Source organism: Candidatus Comchoanobacter bicostacola, from assembly GCF_024172705.1.
Taxonomy (GTDB): domain Bacteria; phylum Pseudomonadota; class Gammaproteobacteria; order Comchoanobacterales; family Comchoanobacteraceae; genus Comchoanobacter; species Comchoanobacter bicostacola.
The window spans coordinates 768291-782269 of sequence record NZ_CP092900.1 but is presented as its reverse complement, the minus strand read 5'-3'; the positions used below and the strand labels follow the sequence as shown (position 1 = coordinate 782269).

Here is a 13979-nt window from a genome sequence, read left to right as displayed (position 1 = left end):
ATGAATATGACCATGCGTGAACTGCTAAAAAAAATAAGTGACATATCTTTTTTCCCTGGGACCGTAGAGCAAGTTTACCCAAACGATGTTAGTCTAGGGTTAGATAAGGCGCAAGCCAGAGATCATGTTAGCCGGTGTATAGAGGTTATTGATGAGCTACTTGTTTGGCAGAAAGACGAGGAACATCTAGAAGATTTTAAAATTCTGGCATCTGCTTTTAAAAAGGAGTTGTTTTATATATTGCAGTGCACGCCTTATACATGTTTTAGGCTAACTACTGTGTACGGTGACCCAGGCATTATTGCGCTGTATAATACTCTTAGTTCGGAGAAGGAGGTTGATCTTTCCCTGACCAGAGAGGTGCATGCCTTTGCTGCTGATGGTAAAAACTCAGTGTATATAAGAAAAGGTAGTGAATTACTAAGGGATTGTTTAGGCGTGATTCCTGCAAGTCTAGATATTGATACGCAGAGAAGATTCTTAATTGAAGCTATGAAAAAGCAGGCTGAAAGCAGTATGGGTAAAAATTCACAGCTTTATGAGGTAAAAGAAGGTGATGACTGGAAAAGCATTTTGGTAAGCTATAGTTTGGTTAGTGAATCTACTTCTGGAACTTGGATTAGAAGTGTTGTAGCGTCAATGGGGTATGATTATCATAGCATGCCTAGGGTTGGAGAGCATGTACATATTCCTAGTGAGTATGATATTTGCTTGCAGGATATTAATGCTATTAATACACACATTTTTAGTACTGATGGGTTGCTGCTAAATGAGAGTGTAATCCAAGACACATTTGCATATGCTTTGTTTAAGGTTGTATTAGATGAGGGGCTGCCTCCTGACGCAAGTTCCATAAGAGGTGTGCTAGGTTGTATGGGTCTAGAGGCTGGAGGCGCTGCGGCAGGTGATGAGGGTGTTCGCTCGATAGATGCAGGTTCTTTGGATAAGGTTTTTAAAAATTTATTAGGTCTGTGTAGAGGCTTTCTCATGGATGGATTTTTCTCAAAACAGCTTAATAGCCTCTGTATAAGTTTAGGTAAATCTATAGCTCGTGGGTATTATGTTTCATGTGCACAAGGTGTTTGTGAGCGCTTGCAGACGAATGTAGGGTTAAGCGCTGTTGATCAGGCTGGTTCAGCTTTAGGTCGGCGCTTTGAAGCTTTTGCGCATAAACTAGCCCCAGAGGACACAGAAGGTATCATCGCTGACAAAATGTATAAGGCGTGCATGTCTAAGCCAGGTATGAGCTCTGAAGAAAAATGGCAGGTCTTTCTAGATAGTCTGGACACATTAGATAAGTGTTTATTAAAGATGGTTGGTCAAGACCTGGATGAGTACAAGTTTGATGGCTTATACCATGATGAGGATTTGTTTGGGAATAGTAACATTACTACTTACAGTGATGGATCAGAAGTCAAGGTGCCTTTAGACTCTGCTGCCGGTCAATTAATTGTTCAAGCAGCTGGGTGGAATAGTCAAATAGCGTTTGATGAATTGATGGGTGGTATACCGGATAACAATACTAAAGTGGCTCCTTATGTGGTTTTAAGTGCGGCACTCGAGGGCTCTGGTTATGAAAGGGGGCAAGATTTAATCGATATTAGTCGCATTGGTTTAGATGAGGTGGCAGATGCATTTTTGTTTGGTAGAGAGCTAGTGCTTCATTTAGTACACAACCCATTGTATAGTCTAGATCCTGCTAAGTATGCGAATATGTTGAACTATATTAACAATTCTGAGTCAGATAAAGAAGGTCCGGAGTACTTCTACAGGGCTTTGGTGGTGATGCTAGCCAATATTGATAATTGCCAGGATCTAATGTTTGCTACTGGGCCAATTAAAAGAGCTGTAGAATATTTGATTGGCCTAAGCCTAGGGGGTGTTCCGGCACGGTCTACAGAGAAAGCGTTAGCGTTTGTGACTCGATATGCTAAAAAATTGAGTACTGGTGTATTATCTGAGTATGGTAGTAAAGCGATGCGTGAGGCTCTGAGTGGGGAATGGGACGTAGACACTGCATTTTTCTGGTTGTCAGTGGGTGCAGATTTTAAATGGGATAGTGCTCATGGGTCTATGAGTAGTGAGCGGTCGCATTTTCATTCAAAATATTATGAAAGATCCAGTAAATTGAGTCGGCGCTGTTTAGAGTTTTCAGGGGAAAGTCAGGCTGAATATCTCCTGCGACTTCTGAAGAATGATGAGGGCTATAATAATTATTTTACCCTGGGAGGAGCTAGAGAGAAATTTTTCAGGCAGATCCCATTTCGTGTGCTTTGGGATATGCTAGATAAAAAAGGCCGGCCTTATTTGCAATCTCAGTATACTACCTGGAGGCGAGGCCAATATGCAGATAATGAAGTTTGTTCTGAGTTAAAGGGTATACTGGATCCTGGTCAAAGAGATCATCAAGATAGAGGGACGTACAAACCATCTAGTGGTAGTGATGTTTCGTCTGCAAACAGTGCGCCTGGGAGAAAAAGGTCATGGACTACTAAGGTAAAAATGTTTTTCAAAGCCATATGGCGTTGGATTTGTAATTTATTTAGGCGTCGTCCAAAATTGCAGGTATCGAGTGGTCAACCAGTTCACTCTGGTGGGTATTCAGATATACCAGAACAAGTGTCTGGTTCTGTCCTAAGTAATGGTGGTGGCAATGGTGTTGATCCAGCGCCACGACCAGTAGCAGGTGTTATGGGTTAAACCTATTTGATATAGGCTTGTTTAATGTAATCAGGGTCAGTAACTATGCCTGATCCTGGTGCACCTTTTTTGATTTTATCAACAATATCCATGCCTGTGGTAACTTCACCAAAGACCGTATACTGCCCATCTAGAAATCGTGCATCATCAAGGCAGATAAAGAATTGACTATTTGCTGAGTTTGGATCGCTAGATCTAGCCATTGAGACAGTGCCTCTTTTATGTGGTGTTTTATTAAATTCTGCAGGAATGTCTGGAAGATCCGATCCACCCGTACCAATCAGTTGGTGATTGGTGTTTTTATAGTGTCCATGCTGGATGTCACCTACTTGAGCGACAAATCCATCGATGACTCGATGAAATACAATGCCGTCATAAGACTTATTTGTAGCAAGTGTGGAAATTTGTTTCACATGTAGTGGCGCAATATCTTCATTTAATGTGATCTCAATGGTTCCTATATTTAAAACCAAGACCAAGGTGGGTAAAGTGGACATGATTGACTCCGTTATTTGTGAATGAGCATAGCGCAATAGAGTCAGGGGTTCAATTACCATTGGGCTAATTTAATTCATTAATTTAGATTTTATAGCGGGTTAGGGAAGAAAGTAGTTGACCTTTTTTCAGGGTTGCTATAGTCTTAGGCATATTAGCGCGAGAGTGGCGGAATTGGTAGACGCGCTGGATTTAGGTTCCAGTGGGGTAACCCGTGAGAGTTCGAGTCTCTCCTTTCGCAGATTTAAAAAATCATTAAGGGTGTCACCGCTATGGTCCAGAAAAAAACCAAGTCTATATTGGATAGCTCGTCTGTAAAAATCAATGAGAAAGGAAATGATGTTACAATTTCACTTACATTGTCTGTTGCTGATGTAGAAAAAGAATACAAAAAAGCGTTTAAGAAAGTTGCATCACAAACTAAAATCTCAGGATTTCGTAAGGGTAAGGGCTCAAAGCTTATTGAGTCTAGAAACGGTCCTCAAATTCGTGCAGAAGCAGTTGAGAAGTTGATCGACCAAGAGATAAAGTCGGTCATTAAAGAGTTTAAGCATGATGTTGCTTCAACACCTACGGCTACCGATTCTAAAGGTGATGGGGTTTCCAGTGATATTGTGATGACAGTTGGGTATGAAGTTTTTCTATCTTTGCCAGATGTAGACCTTAAAAAGATTAAGGTATCAGGTGTAGAAGGTAAAATATCTGAAAGTGATGTTTCTGAGGAAATAGCAAGAATTCAAAAGCACCATGCCGACTGGAAAGTGGTTGATGCTCAGTCTCAGCAAGGTAGTCGATTAAAAATAGACTTTATGGGTAAAATTGATGGTGAGCTATTTGAGGGCGGAAGTGCTGCTGATCAATTCATTGAACTGGGTGCTAAGCAGTATTTGCCAGAGTTTGAGCAGGCACTTGAAGGTGTAGAGAAAGGTAAGACTGTTAAGTTTGATGTGAATTTCCCAGAAGACTATCAAGGTAAGGAAGTTGCAGGTAAGAAAGCTGTTTTTGAGGTCAACGTTCATGAGGTTCAAGAAAAAGAAGCTAAAGCATTGAATAAAGAGTTTTATAAGCAAGCTGGCTACGAAGCTGGAACTAAGCCTCAGTTTGAAAATGAGGTAAAGTCTAGATTAGAAGCTGATACGAATTATCTAGCCGAAGCAGTTAACCGAAGAAGGTTGGTCGAGGCATTGCAAAAGTCAGTTAAAGTTTCATTACCAGCATCAGTCGTTCAAAAAGAATTAGAGCATGCTAAAACATCAAGCCCTGATGAAAAAGAGAAAGTTTTGAAAGCACAGGTTGAATCTAATTTATCTAAAGTATTGGTTATTAAACATTTCATGCAAAAGATGAATGTTCAGCTGTCCCAGGAAGACTTGGTGAAGCATATTGAGTTAATGGCGCCGCCACAGGTAGCAAAAGAAATGTTTGTTCAGTGGTATGCTCAAGATAAAGAGCGTTTACAGCAAGCGCAGTCTACATTGTTGGAGCAAAAAACTTTATCTGCATTGTTGCCTGATGTTACACTGACAAAGAAATCAGTTACAATTGCAGAGATTGAAAAGGAATTAAAGGAGTAAAGATGAAGCAGGATTTTGGGACATACAATAGCGGCTTAGTGCCAATGGTGATTGAATCTTCTCCTAGGGGAGAACGTGCATATGACATATACTCTAGGCTTTTAAAAGAGCGTATTATTTTCATATGTGGCCCAATTGAACCGCATATGGCTAATTTAGTAGTCGCGCAGCTTTTGTTTTTAGAGTCTGAGAACCCAGAGAAAGATATATCAATCTATATTAACTCTCCAGGTGGCGTGGTGAGTGCAGGGCTTGCTATTTATGATACCATGCAGTTTATCAAGCCAGATGTAGCTACGTTGTGTGTGGGTATGGCAGCGAGTGCTGCTTCATTGCTCCTAACAGCCGGTGCTAAGGGTAAGCGCCGTATATTACCAAACGCAACGGTAATGATCCATCAGGTTTTAGGTGGCTACCAAGGTCAAAACTCTGATATTCAAATTCATGCCCAAGAAACACTTAGGGTTAGCTCTGTGGTTAATGATATTCTATCTAAGCACACAGGACAGCCTTTGTCTATTATTGAAAAAGATACTGATCGTGATAACTTTATGACTGCAGAGCAGTCCATTAAGTATGGTTTAGTAGATGAAATTATTTCAGATAGGGCCTAGAGCTTTTATTTTTCATCCCCATATTTAATTTAAGGTTTGCTTTAATAAGCATTAGATAACCAACAGAGGTTTAATAATGGCAGATGAGAAGTTGCATCAGTGCTCGTTTTGTTCAAAGTCACAAGATGAGGTTAAGAAAATAATTGCAGGTCCAAATGTTTATATCTGCAACGAATGTATTGATTTATGTAATGAGATACTGAATCAGCATACCCAGGATAATGAACCGGACTCAGATGAGGTTCAGCTCACTAGTCCAAAAGAGACCAAGCAATATTTAGATGAGTATATTATTGGCCAGTCAAATGCTAAAAAAGTTTTGTCGGTTGCGGTGTATAATCATTACAAACGTATATTAACAGCGAAAAAGTCTGACGTTAAACTTTCAAAAAGTAATATTTTACTGTTAGGACCTACTGGAAGTGGTAAGACGCTTCTTGCTCAAACTTTAGCAGATAAACTACATGTGCCATTTGCAATTGTGGATGCTACCTCTTTAACAGAGGCTGGTTATGTGGGTGAAGATGTTGAAACCATTATTCATAAGTTGTTACAAAATTGTGATTTTGATGTTGAGCGTGCTCAAAAAGGAATCGTATATATTGATGAGATTGATAAAATTGCACGACGAGGATCTAGTGCTTCCATTACCCGTGATGTTTCAGGGGAAGGAGTGCAGCAGGCGCTCTTAAAACTGATTGAAGGAAGTGTTGTGTCTGTACCGCCACAAGGTGGTCGCAAGCACCCAAATCAAGAATACATTCAGGTTGATACCTCAAACATTTTGTTTATTTGCTCAGGCGCATTTAGTGGTTTAGAAGAGATTGTATTAGAGCGAACTCAGAAGTCTGGAATTGGTTTTGGGGCAACTGTGAAAAGCAAGATGACTCAAGATCATCTTTTATCCTTAGTGGAAACGCAAGACTTGGTAAAGTTTGGCTTGATTTCAGAACTCATTGGTCGTTTGCCAGTGCATGCAGTTTTATCAGGTTTAACAAAAAATGAGCTTGAGGCCATTTTAGTTGAGCCAAAGAATTCTATTATTAAGCAGTATCAGCATTTGTTTTCATTAGATGATGTTGTTATTGAGTTTCAAGAGTCGGCAGTTAAGCGCTTGGCAGAAAATGCAATTAAATCAAAATTAGGGGCTCGTGGTTTAAGAGGGGTAACAGAGAAACTGCTCTTAAATACCATGTATGATATTCCATCAATTAAAGGGCTGGATAAAGTAGTCATTGATCAGGATGTTATTGATGGTAAGTTGGATCCAATTTTAGTATATAAAGAGAAACAAGGTAAGCAGGCTGGAGCAATTGATGGCTGAGGGTAAAAATATAGGAAGTTATGCGGTTTTAGCTGTACGTGATATAGTTGTCTTCCCAGGCACTGTGGTGCCACTTTTTGTGGGTAGAGAAATGTCTGTTAATGCGATTGAGCAGGTCATCAACAACAGTGCAGTAGAGTTATTATGTTTGGCGCAACGGGATGCTGAAAAAGAGGATGTTTCAGTAAAGGATTTATACCGGTATGGTACTTCAATGCGTATCTTACAGGCTGTTAATATGCCTGATGGGACAATGAAGCTGCTTGCAGAAGGGGTGGCAAGAGTACGGGTGTCAAGACTTACATTTGATAAAGCTAGCCGTGTATTTAAAGCTAGGGGTGAGGTCTTTAGTACGATCGATCAGGTGTCCGAAGAATTAAAAACACTATCACGCGTGATGCAAGAAAAGTTTTCGGAGTATGTTCAGGCTACTGAGCACCTATCATTAGATTTAATTGCAAATTTAGCTAACATATCCAGTGTAGAAGAATATACAGACTTGATCAGCTCACATTTGCCGATTAGTGTGCGCTCTAAACAGAAGATATTGGAGACAGCAGACTTAGGTGCAAGAATTAAGCTGGTTTTAGGATTAATTGAAAGTGAGCGGGCCTGGAAAGATAAAGAGAAGGAAGTGCTCGATAAAGTGCGGGATGAAATTTCTAAAGAGCAAAAGTCGTACTTTTTGAGAAAGAAACTAGAGGTGATGCAAAATGAATTGCATGCACTAGACGGTGATGCGGGTTTAGTGGGTGATTTACCTGACTTTGAAGATAAGGCAAGACGTGTGAAGTTAAGTGCTGAAACACGTAAAAAGCTAATGAATGAGGTTGGAAAGTTAAAGCTCATGCCGTCAATGTCTTCTGAAGCTGCAGTCATTAGAAATTATCTAGATACGGTCTTTAGTGTGAGCTGGGGGAAATATGATCCAATTAATCAGGATCTAGATGCAGCAATGGATATTCTCAATAAGGATCATTATGGTCTGGATAAAATTAAGGAGCGTATTATTGAATCATTAGCTGTTTCGCATAGAGTATCAGAGATCAAAGCGCCTATTTTGTGTTTTGTGGGTCCACCAGGTGTAGGTAAGACTTCATTAGGTCAATCGATTGCAAAAGCTATGGGACGTTCATTTGTTCGTGTTGCTTTAGGTGGGGTGCGAGAAGATTCCGAAATAAGGGGGCATAGGCGTACATTTGTTGGTGCAATGCCTGGTCAAATTATTCGTGCGCTGGGTAGGACGTCTACGATGAATCCACTGATCATGTTGGATGAAATTGATAAAATGGGTATGGATTTTCGAGGAGATCCGGCTTCAGCATTGTTAGAAGTGCTGGATCCTGAGCAAAATGATAAATTTGCAGATCACTATATTGAGTTTGAGGCCGATCTATCTAAGGTACTGTTTATTACTACGGCTAATACGACTGATATCCCCCCGGCTTTGCTGGACCGTATGGAGTTGATTCATTTGTCCGGATATACAGCTGAAGAAAAACTGGGGATTGCAAAAGACTATTTAGTTGCAAAAACCATGAAAAATAATGGGTTGTCATCTAAGGAGTTGGCGTTTGATGACGAAGCGCTTACATCTGTTATCTCAGATTATACGGGAGAGGCAGGCGTTAGAGACTTAGAGCGTTGCTTGTCTAAGATTTGTAGAAAGGTAGTACGTGAGCGGCATGGAAAGCGCGCAGCCTCTAAACCTAAAGTCATCAAAAAGTCACATTTGCAGAAGTATTTGCAAGCACCGCATTATGATAAGCATTCGATTGGTAAAAAGTCAGCTGTGGGTGTGGTGAATGGATTGGCATGGACTTGCGTCGGTGGTGAGCTACTGACTATTGAAGCACTAAAATTACCTGGAAAAGGTGAGCTGGTTTATACCGGATCCTTGGGTGAGGTGATGCAAGAATCAATTAAAGCAGCTTATTCAGTTGTTCGGTCAGTAGCGAAAAAATATCAGTTTAAATCAAGTTTATTGGATAAACATGATTTCCATATTCACGTTCCTGAAGGTGCTACACCTAAAGATGGTCCCAGTGCAGGGATAGGTATGGCGACAGCATTGTTATCGGTCATTACTGGTCATAAGGTTGCAAATGATGTGGCAATGACTGGTGAAATTACACTTAGAGGTAATGTAATCGCGATTGGGGGATTAAAAGAAAAGATTTTAGCAGCAATTCGTGCAGGTGCTAAAATAGTTATTCTTCCTAAGCAAAACCAAAAGGATTTAAAGGATTTCGAGAAGGATATCAAAGGTAAAGTAGAGATTGTCTTTGTGAGTCATATTGACGAGGTCTTTAAGAAAGTATTGGTTAAATAAAATGGTTAATCGTTTTCATTCCTACCGGCTATTGATGCCGTTATTTGTTCAGTATCGCTGGCATGTCGTTCAAGCTATTTTGGCCTTATTCTTGGCATCTGCTTTTACGCTGGCGTTGCCTATGATGATTAAAGAAATTGTAACAGCAGCTGTGGCGGAGGATTTAGCTCAGTTACAGACTGGATTCTTAGTTACTTTATGTGTTGCATTGGGGTTAGGAGTTGCATCCGCATATCGATTTTATATGGTGTCTTGGTTGGGTGAGCGTGTGGTTGCTGTTTTAAGGCAGAGACTGTTTATTCATTTAACACGAATGAACTCGACGTTTTTTGATCAAAACCAAATTGGGGAATTAACCAGTCGATTAATTACAGATACAACATTGGTTGAACAGGTTGTAGGTACCAGTTTATCAGTAGCACTTAGGAACTTTGTGTTACTACTGGGGTCTGCAGTATTTTTATTTATGACCAGTCCTTATTTGAGTATGTTAATGTTGGTGGTCACGCCTGCTGTGGTTGCTCCAGTGATTTACTTTGCTAGAAAATATCGTTTATTATCTAAGGAAAGCCAAGCATTTATCGCGGAGTCAAATGCGTATGCAAATCAAGTTCTATCACTGATTGAAACGGTGAGGGCATATCAGTATGAAGCTGCTGCACATCGTCATTTTTCGGGTGTGATCGAAGAGGGGTTCCGTGCATCTAAAAAACGAATCTGGGCACGCTCACAGTTGACAGTCATGATCATGGTGTTGGTTATCTCTGCTATGGTTGCGGTCTTGTGGTTAGGTACATTGGCTGTATTTACTGGAGACTCTGGTTTAACTGCAGGTGATATTGGTCAATTTTTTGGGTATTCAGTGTATATTTCGGTTGCAGTAGCTGCATTATCGGAGGTTTGGGGTGATTTAATGCGTGCATCTGGTGCTATGAGTCGCATTATTGATTTGTTGGCTCAGCCGGTTGATGTGCAAGATAGCGGTGCTGATCTCAAAGCCTATGATATTAGTTTTGATGGAGTGTCATTTATATATCCGCTACGTAAGAATATCCAAATTTTAAACAAAGTGTCCTTTGAAGCCCAGGCAGGTAAGGTAACGGCTTTGGTAGGGATCTCTGGTGCAGGTAAAAGCACTATCTTTAAATTACTCATGGGGTTTTATAAGCACTATGAGGGAAGTATTCAAGTTGGGCAGAGTGACTCAACTGAGCTGAGTACCAGTGGACTACGTTCATCCATAGCGTTGGTGTCTCATCAAGCGGGTATCTTTCCGATGTCATTACGTGAAAACATTACATTGGGTGGCAACTATACGGAAGAAGCTGTGCTTGCTGCTATTAAGATGGCGAATATTGATGCCTTTGTAGAAATGCTTCCAGATGGGTTGGATACGGTTGTGGGTGAGCGTGGTGTCTTATTATCTGAAGGTCAACGCCAAAGGGTTGCGCTCGCTAGGGCTATTATTCGTGATGCAGATATAGTATTATTAGATGAAGCAACAAATGCGTTAGATGCTATTACGGAAGAAGCAATTACTTCAGCTTTGAAAGGTGCTTTTGCTAAGAAGACGGTTTTAGTGATTGCGCATAGGCTAGCAACTGTAATGGATGCTGATCATATTGTTGTGCTCGATCAAGGAGAGGTTCAAGCTCAAGGTACGCACCGATACCTTTTGAAGAACTCCGATATTTATAGGGATATTGCAAATATACAGATGATAATTAGTGGGTGAGATACTATGGGAATGCTGGTCAATGGAGTGTGGCAGGTAAAAAATCCAGAAAATATAGAGGGTGGTTTTGTTCGGCCGGAGTCACCTTATCGAGATATAATTAGTCGTAAAACTATGGGGCGTAAGCCTAGCCGATTTGTTCTTTATGTGTCACTAGCTTGCCCGTGGGCAAGTAGTGTATTAATTGTACGAAAATTGGCTGGACTAGAGTCTGTTGTAGAAGTTCGTTATGTAAGTCCTTATATGGGTGATCAAGGATGGATGCTTGAGAAACCAAATAAAGAAACGGGTGCAAAGATGCTACACGAGCTTTATACCCAAACTGATCCAAATTTTACAGGCAAGGTTACAGTGCCTATACTTTGGGATACTCAAAATAAATGTATTGTCAATAATGAGTCTATGGATCTTATTATGATGATGAATAATGAGTGGTCTCATTTCGTGGAGGGTGATTTTAATTTAATGCCGAATAATATTCGTTATGATGTTCAGGTCAAATGTGATTGGATTTATGAGCAGATTGCGAATGCAGTTTATCGAGTAGGTTTTGCGAGCAAGCAGTCCGTCTATGAAAAAGAGTGTAATCAATTATTTGAAGCATTGGATCGGTTAGAGATTGAGCTATTGGATGGTCGGTCATATTTGTTGGGTTCTGAAATACTCTTATGTGATGTACGGTTATTTGTGGTTTTGGTTCGTTTTGATATCGTATACTATGGTCACTTTAAGTGTAATCAGCGACAGATTAGAGACTATCCGCAGTTGACTGCATATATGATGAGGATTTATGATCAAGTGTGGGACACAGTTGATGTTGATGCGATTAAGACGCATTATTATCAATCTCATCCGTGGATTAATCCAACACAAATTGTTCCAGTTGGACCGTATCATGATTTTAACAGGGAGTAGGTAATGTATATTTTAAAAGTCGTTGCAACAATGGTTTGTTTTTTGGCTTTAGATGCTTTGTGGATCAGTCTATTTGCAAAACCTTTGTATGCTGATGTTTTGCAATCGCTGATGGCAGATCGGGGTGGGGTGGATTTTGCTTTAGGGGCTATATTAGCTTATAGCATGCTGCTTTTAGGTTTGTTTGTATTTGTATTGCCGAGTGCTCAGCCTGTATTGTATGGTTTTGTTTTTGGTGTGGTTGTATACGGTGTATATGGATTAACAAACTACGTTGTTGTTGATGCTTGGACATGGTCTTTAGTATTAACCGACTGGGTTTGGGGTGGTGTTTTGTATGCTGCAACCGCATATTTTGCACAGGTCATTGGATTAACAAGTTAAGGATAAATTATGGATATTAATATTACATTTCATCAGATGCATCATTCAGATCTGTTAGAGGAGTACTGTAGAAAAAAGATGGAAAAGCTTGAGAAATACTACAGTAGAATTCAGGATATTCATGTGGTGTTAGAGGTTAAAAAGCTAGATCACATTGTAACAGTAGTAGCGCACTTGCCACAAAAGCGTACTGTTAAGGCAGATCATACAACAAAAGAAATGTATGCATCGATAGATGGTGTGTATGATAAATTAGAGCGTCAATTGGTTGATGCAAATAGAACCCAGTAATTATACTGGGTTTATTTCTTCCTCAGCGTTACTATCCTGTGCTTCTGCATTAGTGCGCTGAGGGATGATTAAGCTGTCATTCGGGTGAATAATACTTGATGTAATATTATTCGCTTTTTGAATAGCGCTAACCGTTGTATGGTGTTTGCGCGCAATCTTACTGAGTGAGTCATCAGCTTTAACTTTATAGAGATAGGGGCTCTCTATTTTGGGTGCCTTCCAGATGACCAGTTGTTGTCCAGGTGTTAGGAATTTACTATCCAGTTGGTTCCAGTACATCACGTCAGATACTTTGTGATTGTAGTTGCGCGCAATACTATAGAGGGTTTCATTATCAGAAACGTTATGAATGACACGCTGTAGGTTGCTTTGATCAGACTCGGTATATAAATCGGGTCTCGCGATGGGTGGAATTAAGATCAGCTGATTAACGTAGATTTGGTCAGAGGTTAGCTGATTAATCTTTTTGATTTCATGGAGTGTGGTATTGTTGCGCTGAGCGATTACACTGAGACTATCACCCGGTTGAACTCTATGGTTAATCCAGGATTCTTTAGCAATAAAGCTAACAATACTTGGATCCATGCTGATACGTTTGGCTTTATCATAATAAGATGCAGGTACTAAAAGTCGGTAGAGTCCTTTGGGGTGAGTCATGGGTCGTTTGAAACCGGCATTGAGTTTTTTGAGAGCATCTTCATCAATTTTGAGTGCGCTGGATGCTTGTTTGATATCAAATTGGCTAGGCATGTTAATAATGCGGAACTGATCATGTTCTGAAATGTTAAGGCTGTGTGTATCGGAGTATTCAAGTGTATTGTGTGCAGTGGTGCGCAGTGTTTCTACGAACGATTTTGCTGATGTTTCTAGAGGAAGTGATGAAAGGCTGATATCAAGTCCTTGGGCTTGGTTGTGATGAACTGCGCGCATGACAGGGTTGATACCGTTGGTAAAGGCAGCAACAGCGAGTTCCCAATCCTGATTAAAGGTTGAGTATAAAAACTTAATATAAGAGAGAGCAGCTTCTGTAGCGAGTACCGGGTCGTTTTTACCAGAGACCCAATAATCATTGGGTAGGCCGAATTGTGCAGCTTGTGCGTCGGTTAAACCCCATAGACCGTGTTGACCATTGTTTTGATAGCTAGGATCATAGTTAGAAATCATGAGTGGGATGAATGCGACTTCTATAGGTAGACCTTGGAGTTCGCATTGGTGAGCTACGTACGCAAACTGAGATTTATTATTGGCTAGATGTAGTGAAAGCTGCTCGAGTGCTTCTTCAGACAAATGGCTGTTTGTTTGTGATAGGCCCATACGTGATTTGAGCTTTTGCCAGGCTGAGGATTCACTCTGTGATGGAGTCGGCTCAGTATGCATTTCTGTATCTATATCTTGAGGCTCATGCTTTTGACAGCCAGCTAATAAAGAGGTGAGAGCGGTTAAGGTTACCAGCCTGCTAAGTTTGCTCATATTAATACTCATCCATGATTAATTCATATAATTATGCCATATCTCTAGGGTGGCAGGCAAGTGGTGTGGGGGATGATATAGTTATTCATAAAGTATCTAGAAAAGTTGTAATTTTAAAGTGATGAAAAATATAGGAAATTGCGAA

General features: G+C 40.3%; 11 protein-coding genes and 1 tRNA gene. 10 read left to right on the top strand and 2 right to left on the bottom strand.

Annotation, left to right across the window (positions count from 1 at the left end; all coding sequences use genetic code 11):
* Entirely contained in the window at nt 1–2700 is a 2700-nt protein-coding gene (locus MMH89_RS03780; RefSeq protein WP_258568119.1) for a hypothetical protein, read from the top strand.
* Between the two features lie 2 nt (nt 2701–2702).
* On the opposite strand, the gene MMH89_RS03775 is transcribed toward MMH89_RS03780, so the two are convergent.
* Entirely contained in the window at nt 2703–3197 is a 495-nt protein-coding gene (locus MMH89_RS03775) for a peptidylprolyl isomerase (RefSeq protein WP_258568118.1), read from the bottom strand.
* Nucleotides 3198–3354: 157 nt separating this feature from the next.
* Between MMH89_RS03775 and MMH89_RS03770 the strand changes: the two genes are divergently transcribed.
* The 9 genes from MMH89_RS03770 to hpf all read left to right on the top strand — a co-directional run bounded on the left by MMH89_RS03770 (nt 3355) and on the right by hpf (nt 12364).
* Nucleotides 3355–3436 (top strand) — tRNA-Leu (locus MMH89_RS03770).
* Nucleotides 3437–3467: 31 nt separating this feature from the next.
* On the top strand, nt 3468–4769 hold the full coding sequence (gene tig / locus MMH89_RS03765; RefSeq protein WP_258568117.1) for a trigger factor: 1302 nt from the start codon (nt 3468–3470) through the stop codon (nt 4767–4769).
* A gap of 2 nt (nt 4770–4771) precedes the next feature.
* Nucleotides 4772–5383 (top strand): ATP-dependent Clp protease proteolytic subunit, encoded by a 612-nt coding sequence (locus MMH89_RS03760; protein ID WP_258568116.1) that lies wholly within the window; start codon nt 4772–4774, stop codon nt 5381–5383.
* A 76-nt stretch (nt 5384–5459) separates the two neighbouring features.
* Complete coding sequence (gene clpX / locus MMH89_RS03755; RefSeq protein WP_258568115.1) at nt 5460–6707, top strand: ATP-dependent Clp protease ATP-binding subunit ClpX; 1248 nt, start codon at nt 5460–5462, stop codon at nt 6705–6707.
* Complete coding sequence (gene lon, locus MMH89_RS03750) at nt 6700–9039, top strand: endopeptidase La (RefSeq protein WP_258568114.1); 2340 nt, start codon at nt 6700–6702, stop codon at nt 9037–9039. The genes clpX and lon overlap by 8 nt, the downstream gene beginning before the upstream one ends.
* 1 nt (nt 9040) lies before the next feature.
* The gene (locus MMH89_RS03745; RefSeq protein WP_258568113.1) at nt 9041–10774 is read left to right on the top strand and encodes an ABC transporter transmembrane domain-containing protein; all 1734 of its coding nucleotides are present in this window, start codon (nt 9041–9043) and stop codon (nt 10772–10774) included.
* A gap of 6 nt (nt 10775–10780) precedes the next feature.
* Nucleotides 10781–11689 carry a glutathione S-transferase family protein gene (locus tag MMH89_RS03740; protein ID WP_258568112.1) on the top strand — a complete coding sequence of 303 codons (909 nt, stop codon included), beginning with the start codon at nt 10781–10783 and terminating at the stop codon, nt 11687–11689.
* Between the two features lie 3 nt (nt 11690–11692).
* Nucleotides 11693–12073 (top strand): DUF2177 family protein, encoded by a 381-nt coding sequence (locus tag MMH89_RS03735; RefSeq protein ID WP_258568111.1) that lies wholly within the window; start codon nt 11693–11695, stop codon nt 12071–12073.
* 9 nt (nt 12074–12082) lie between these two features.
* Nucleotides 12083–12364, top strand: coding sequence for a ribosome hibernation-promoting factor, HPF/YfiA family (hpf, locus tag MMH89_RS03730; protein WP_258568110.1), 282 nt, complete (start codon nt 12083–12085; stop codon nt 12362–12364).
* Here the strand turns inward: hpf and MMH89_RS03725 are convergent, their stop codons facing one another.
* Nucleotides 12365–13834, bottom strand: coding sequence for a lytic transglycosylase (locus MMH89_RS03725; RefSeq protein WP_258568109.1), 1470 nt, complete (start codon nt 13832–13834; stop codon nt 12365–12367).
* Between the last annotated feature and the right edge of the window lie 145 nt (nt 13835–13979).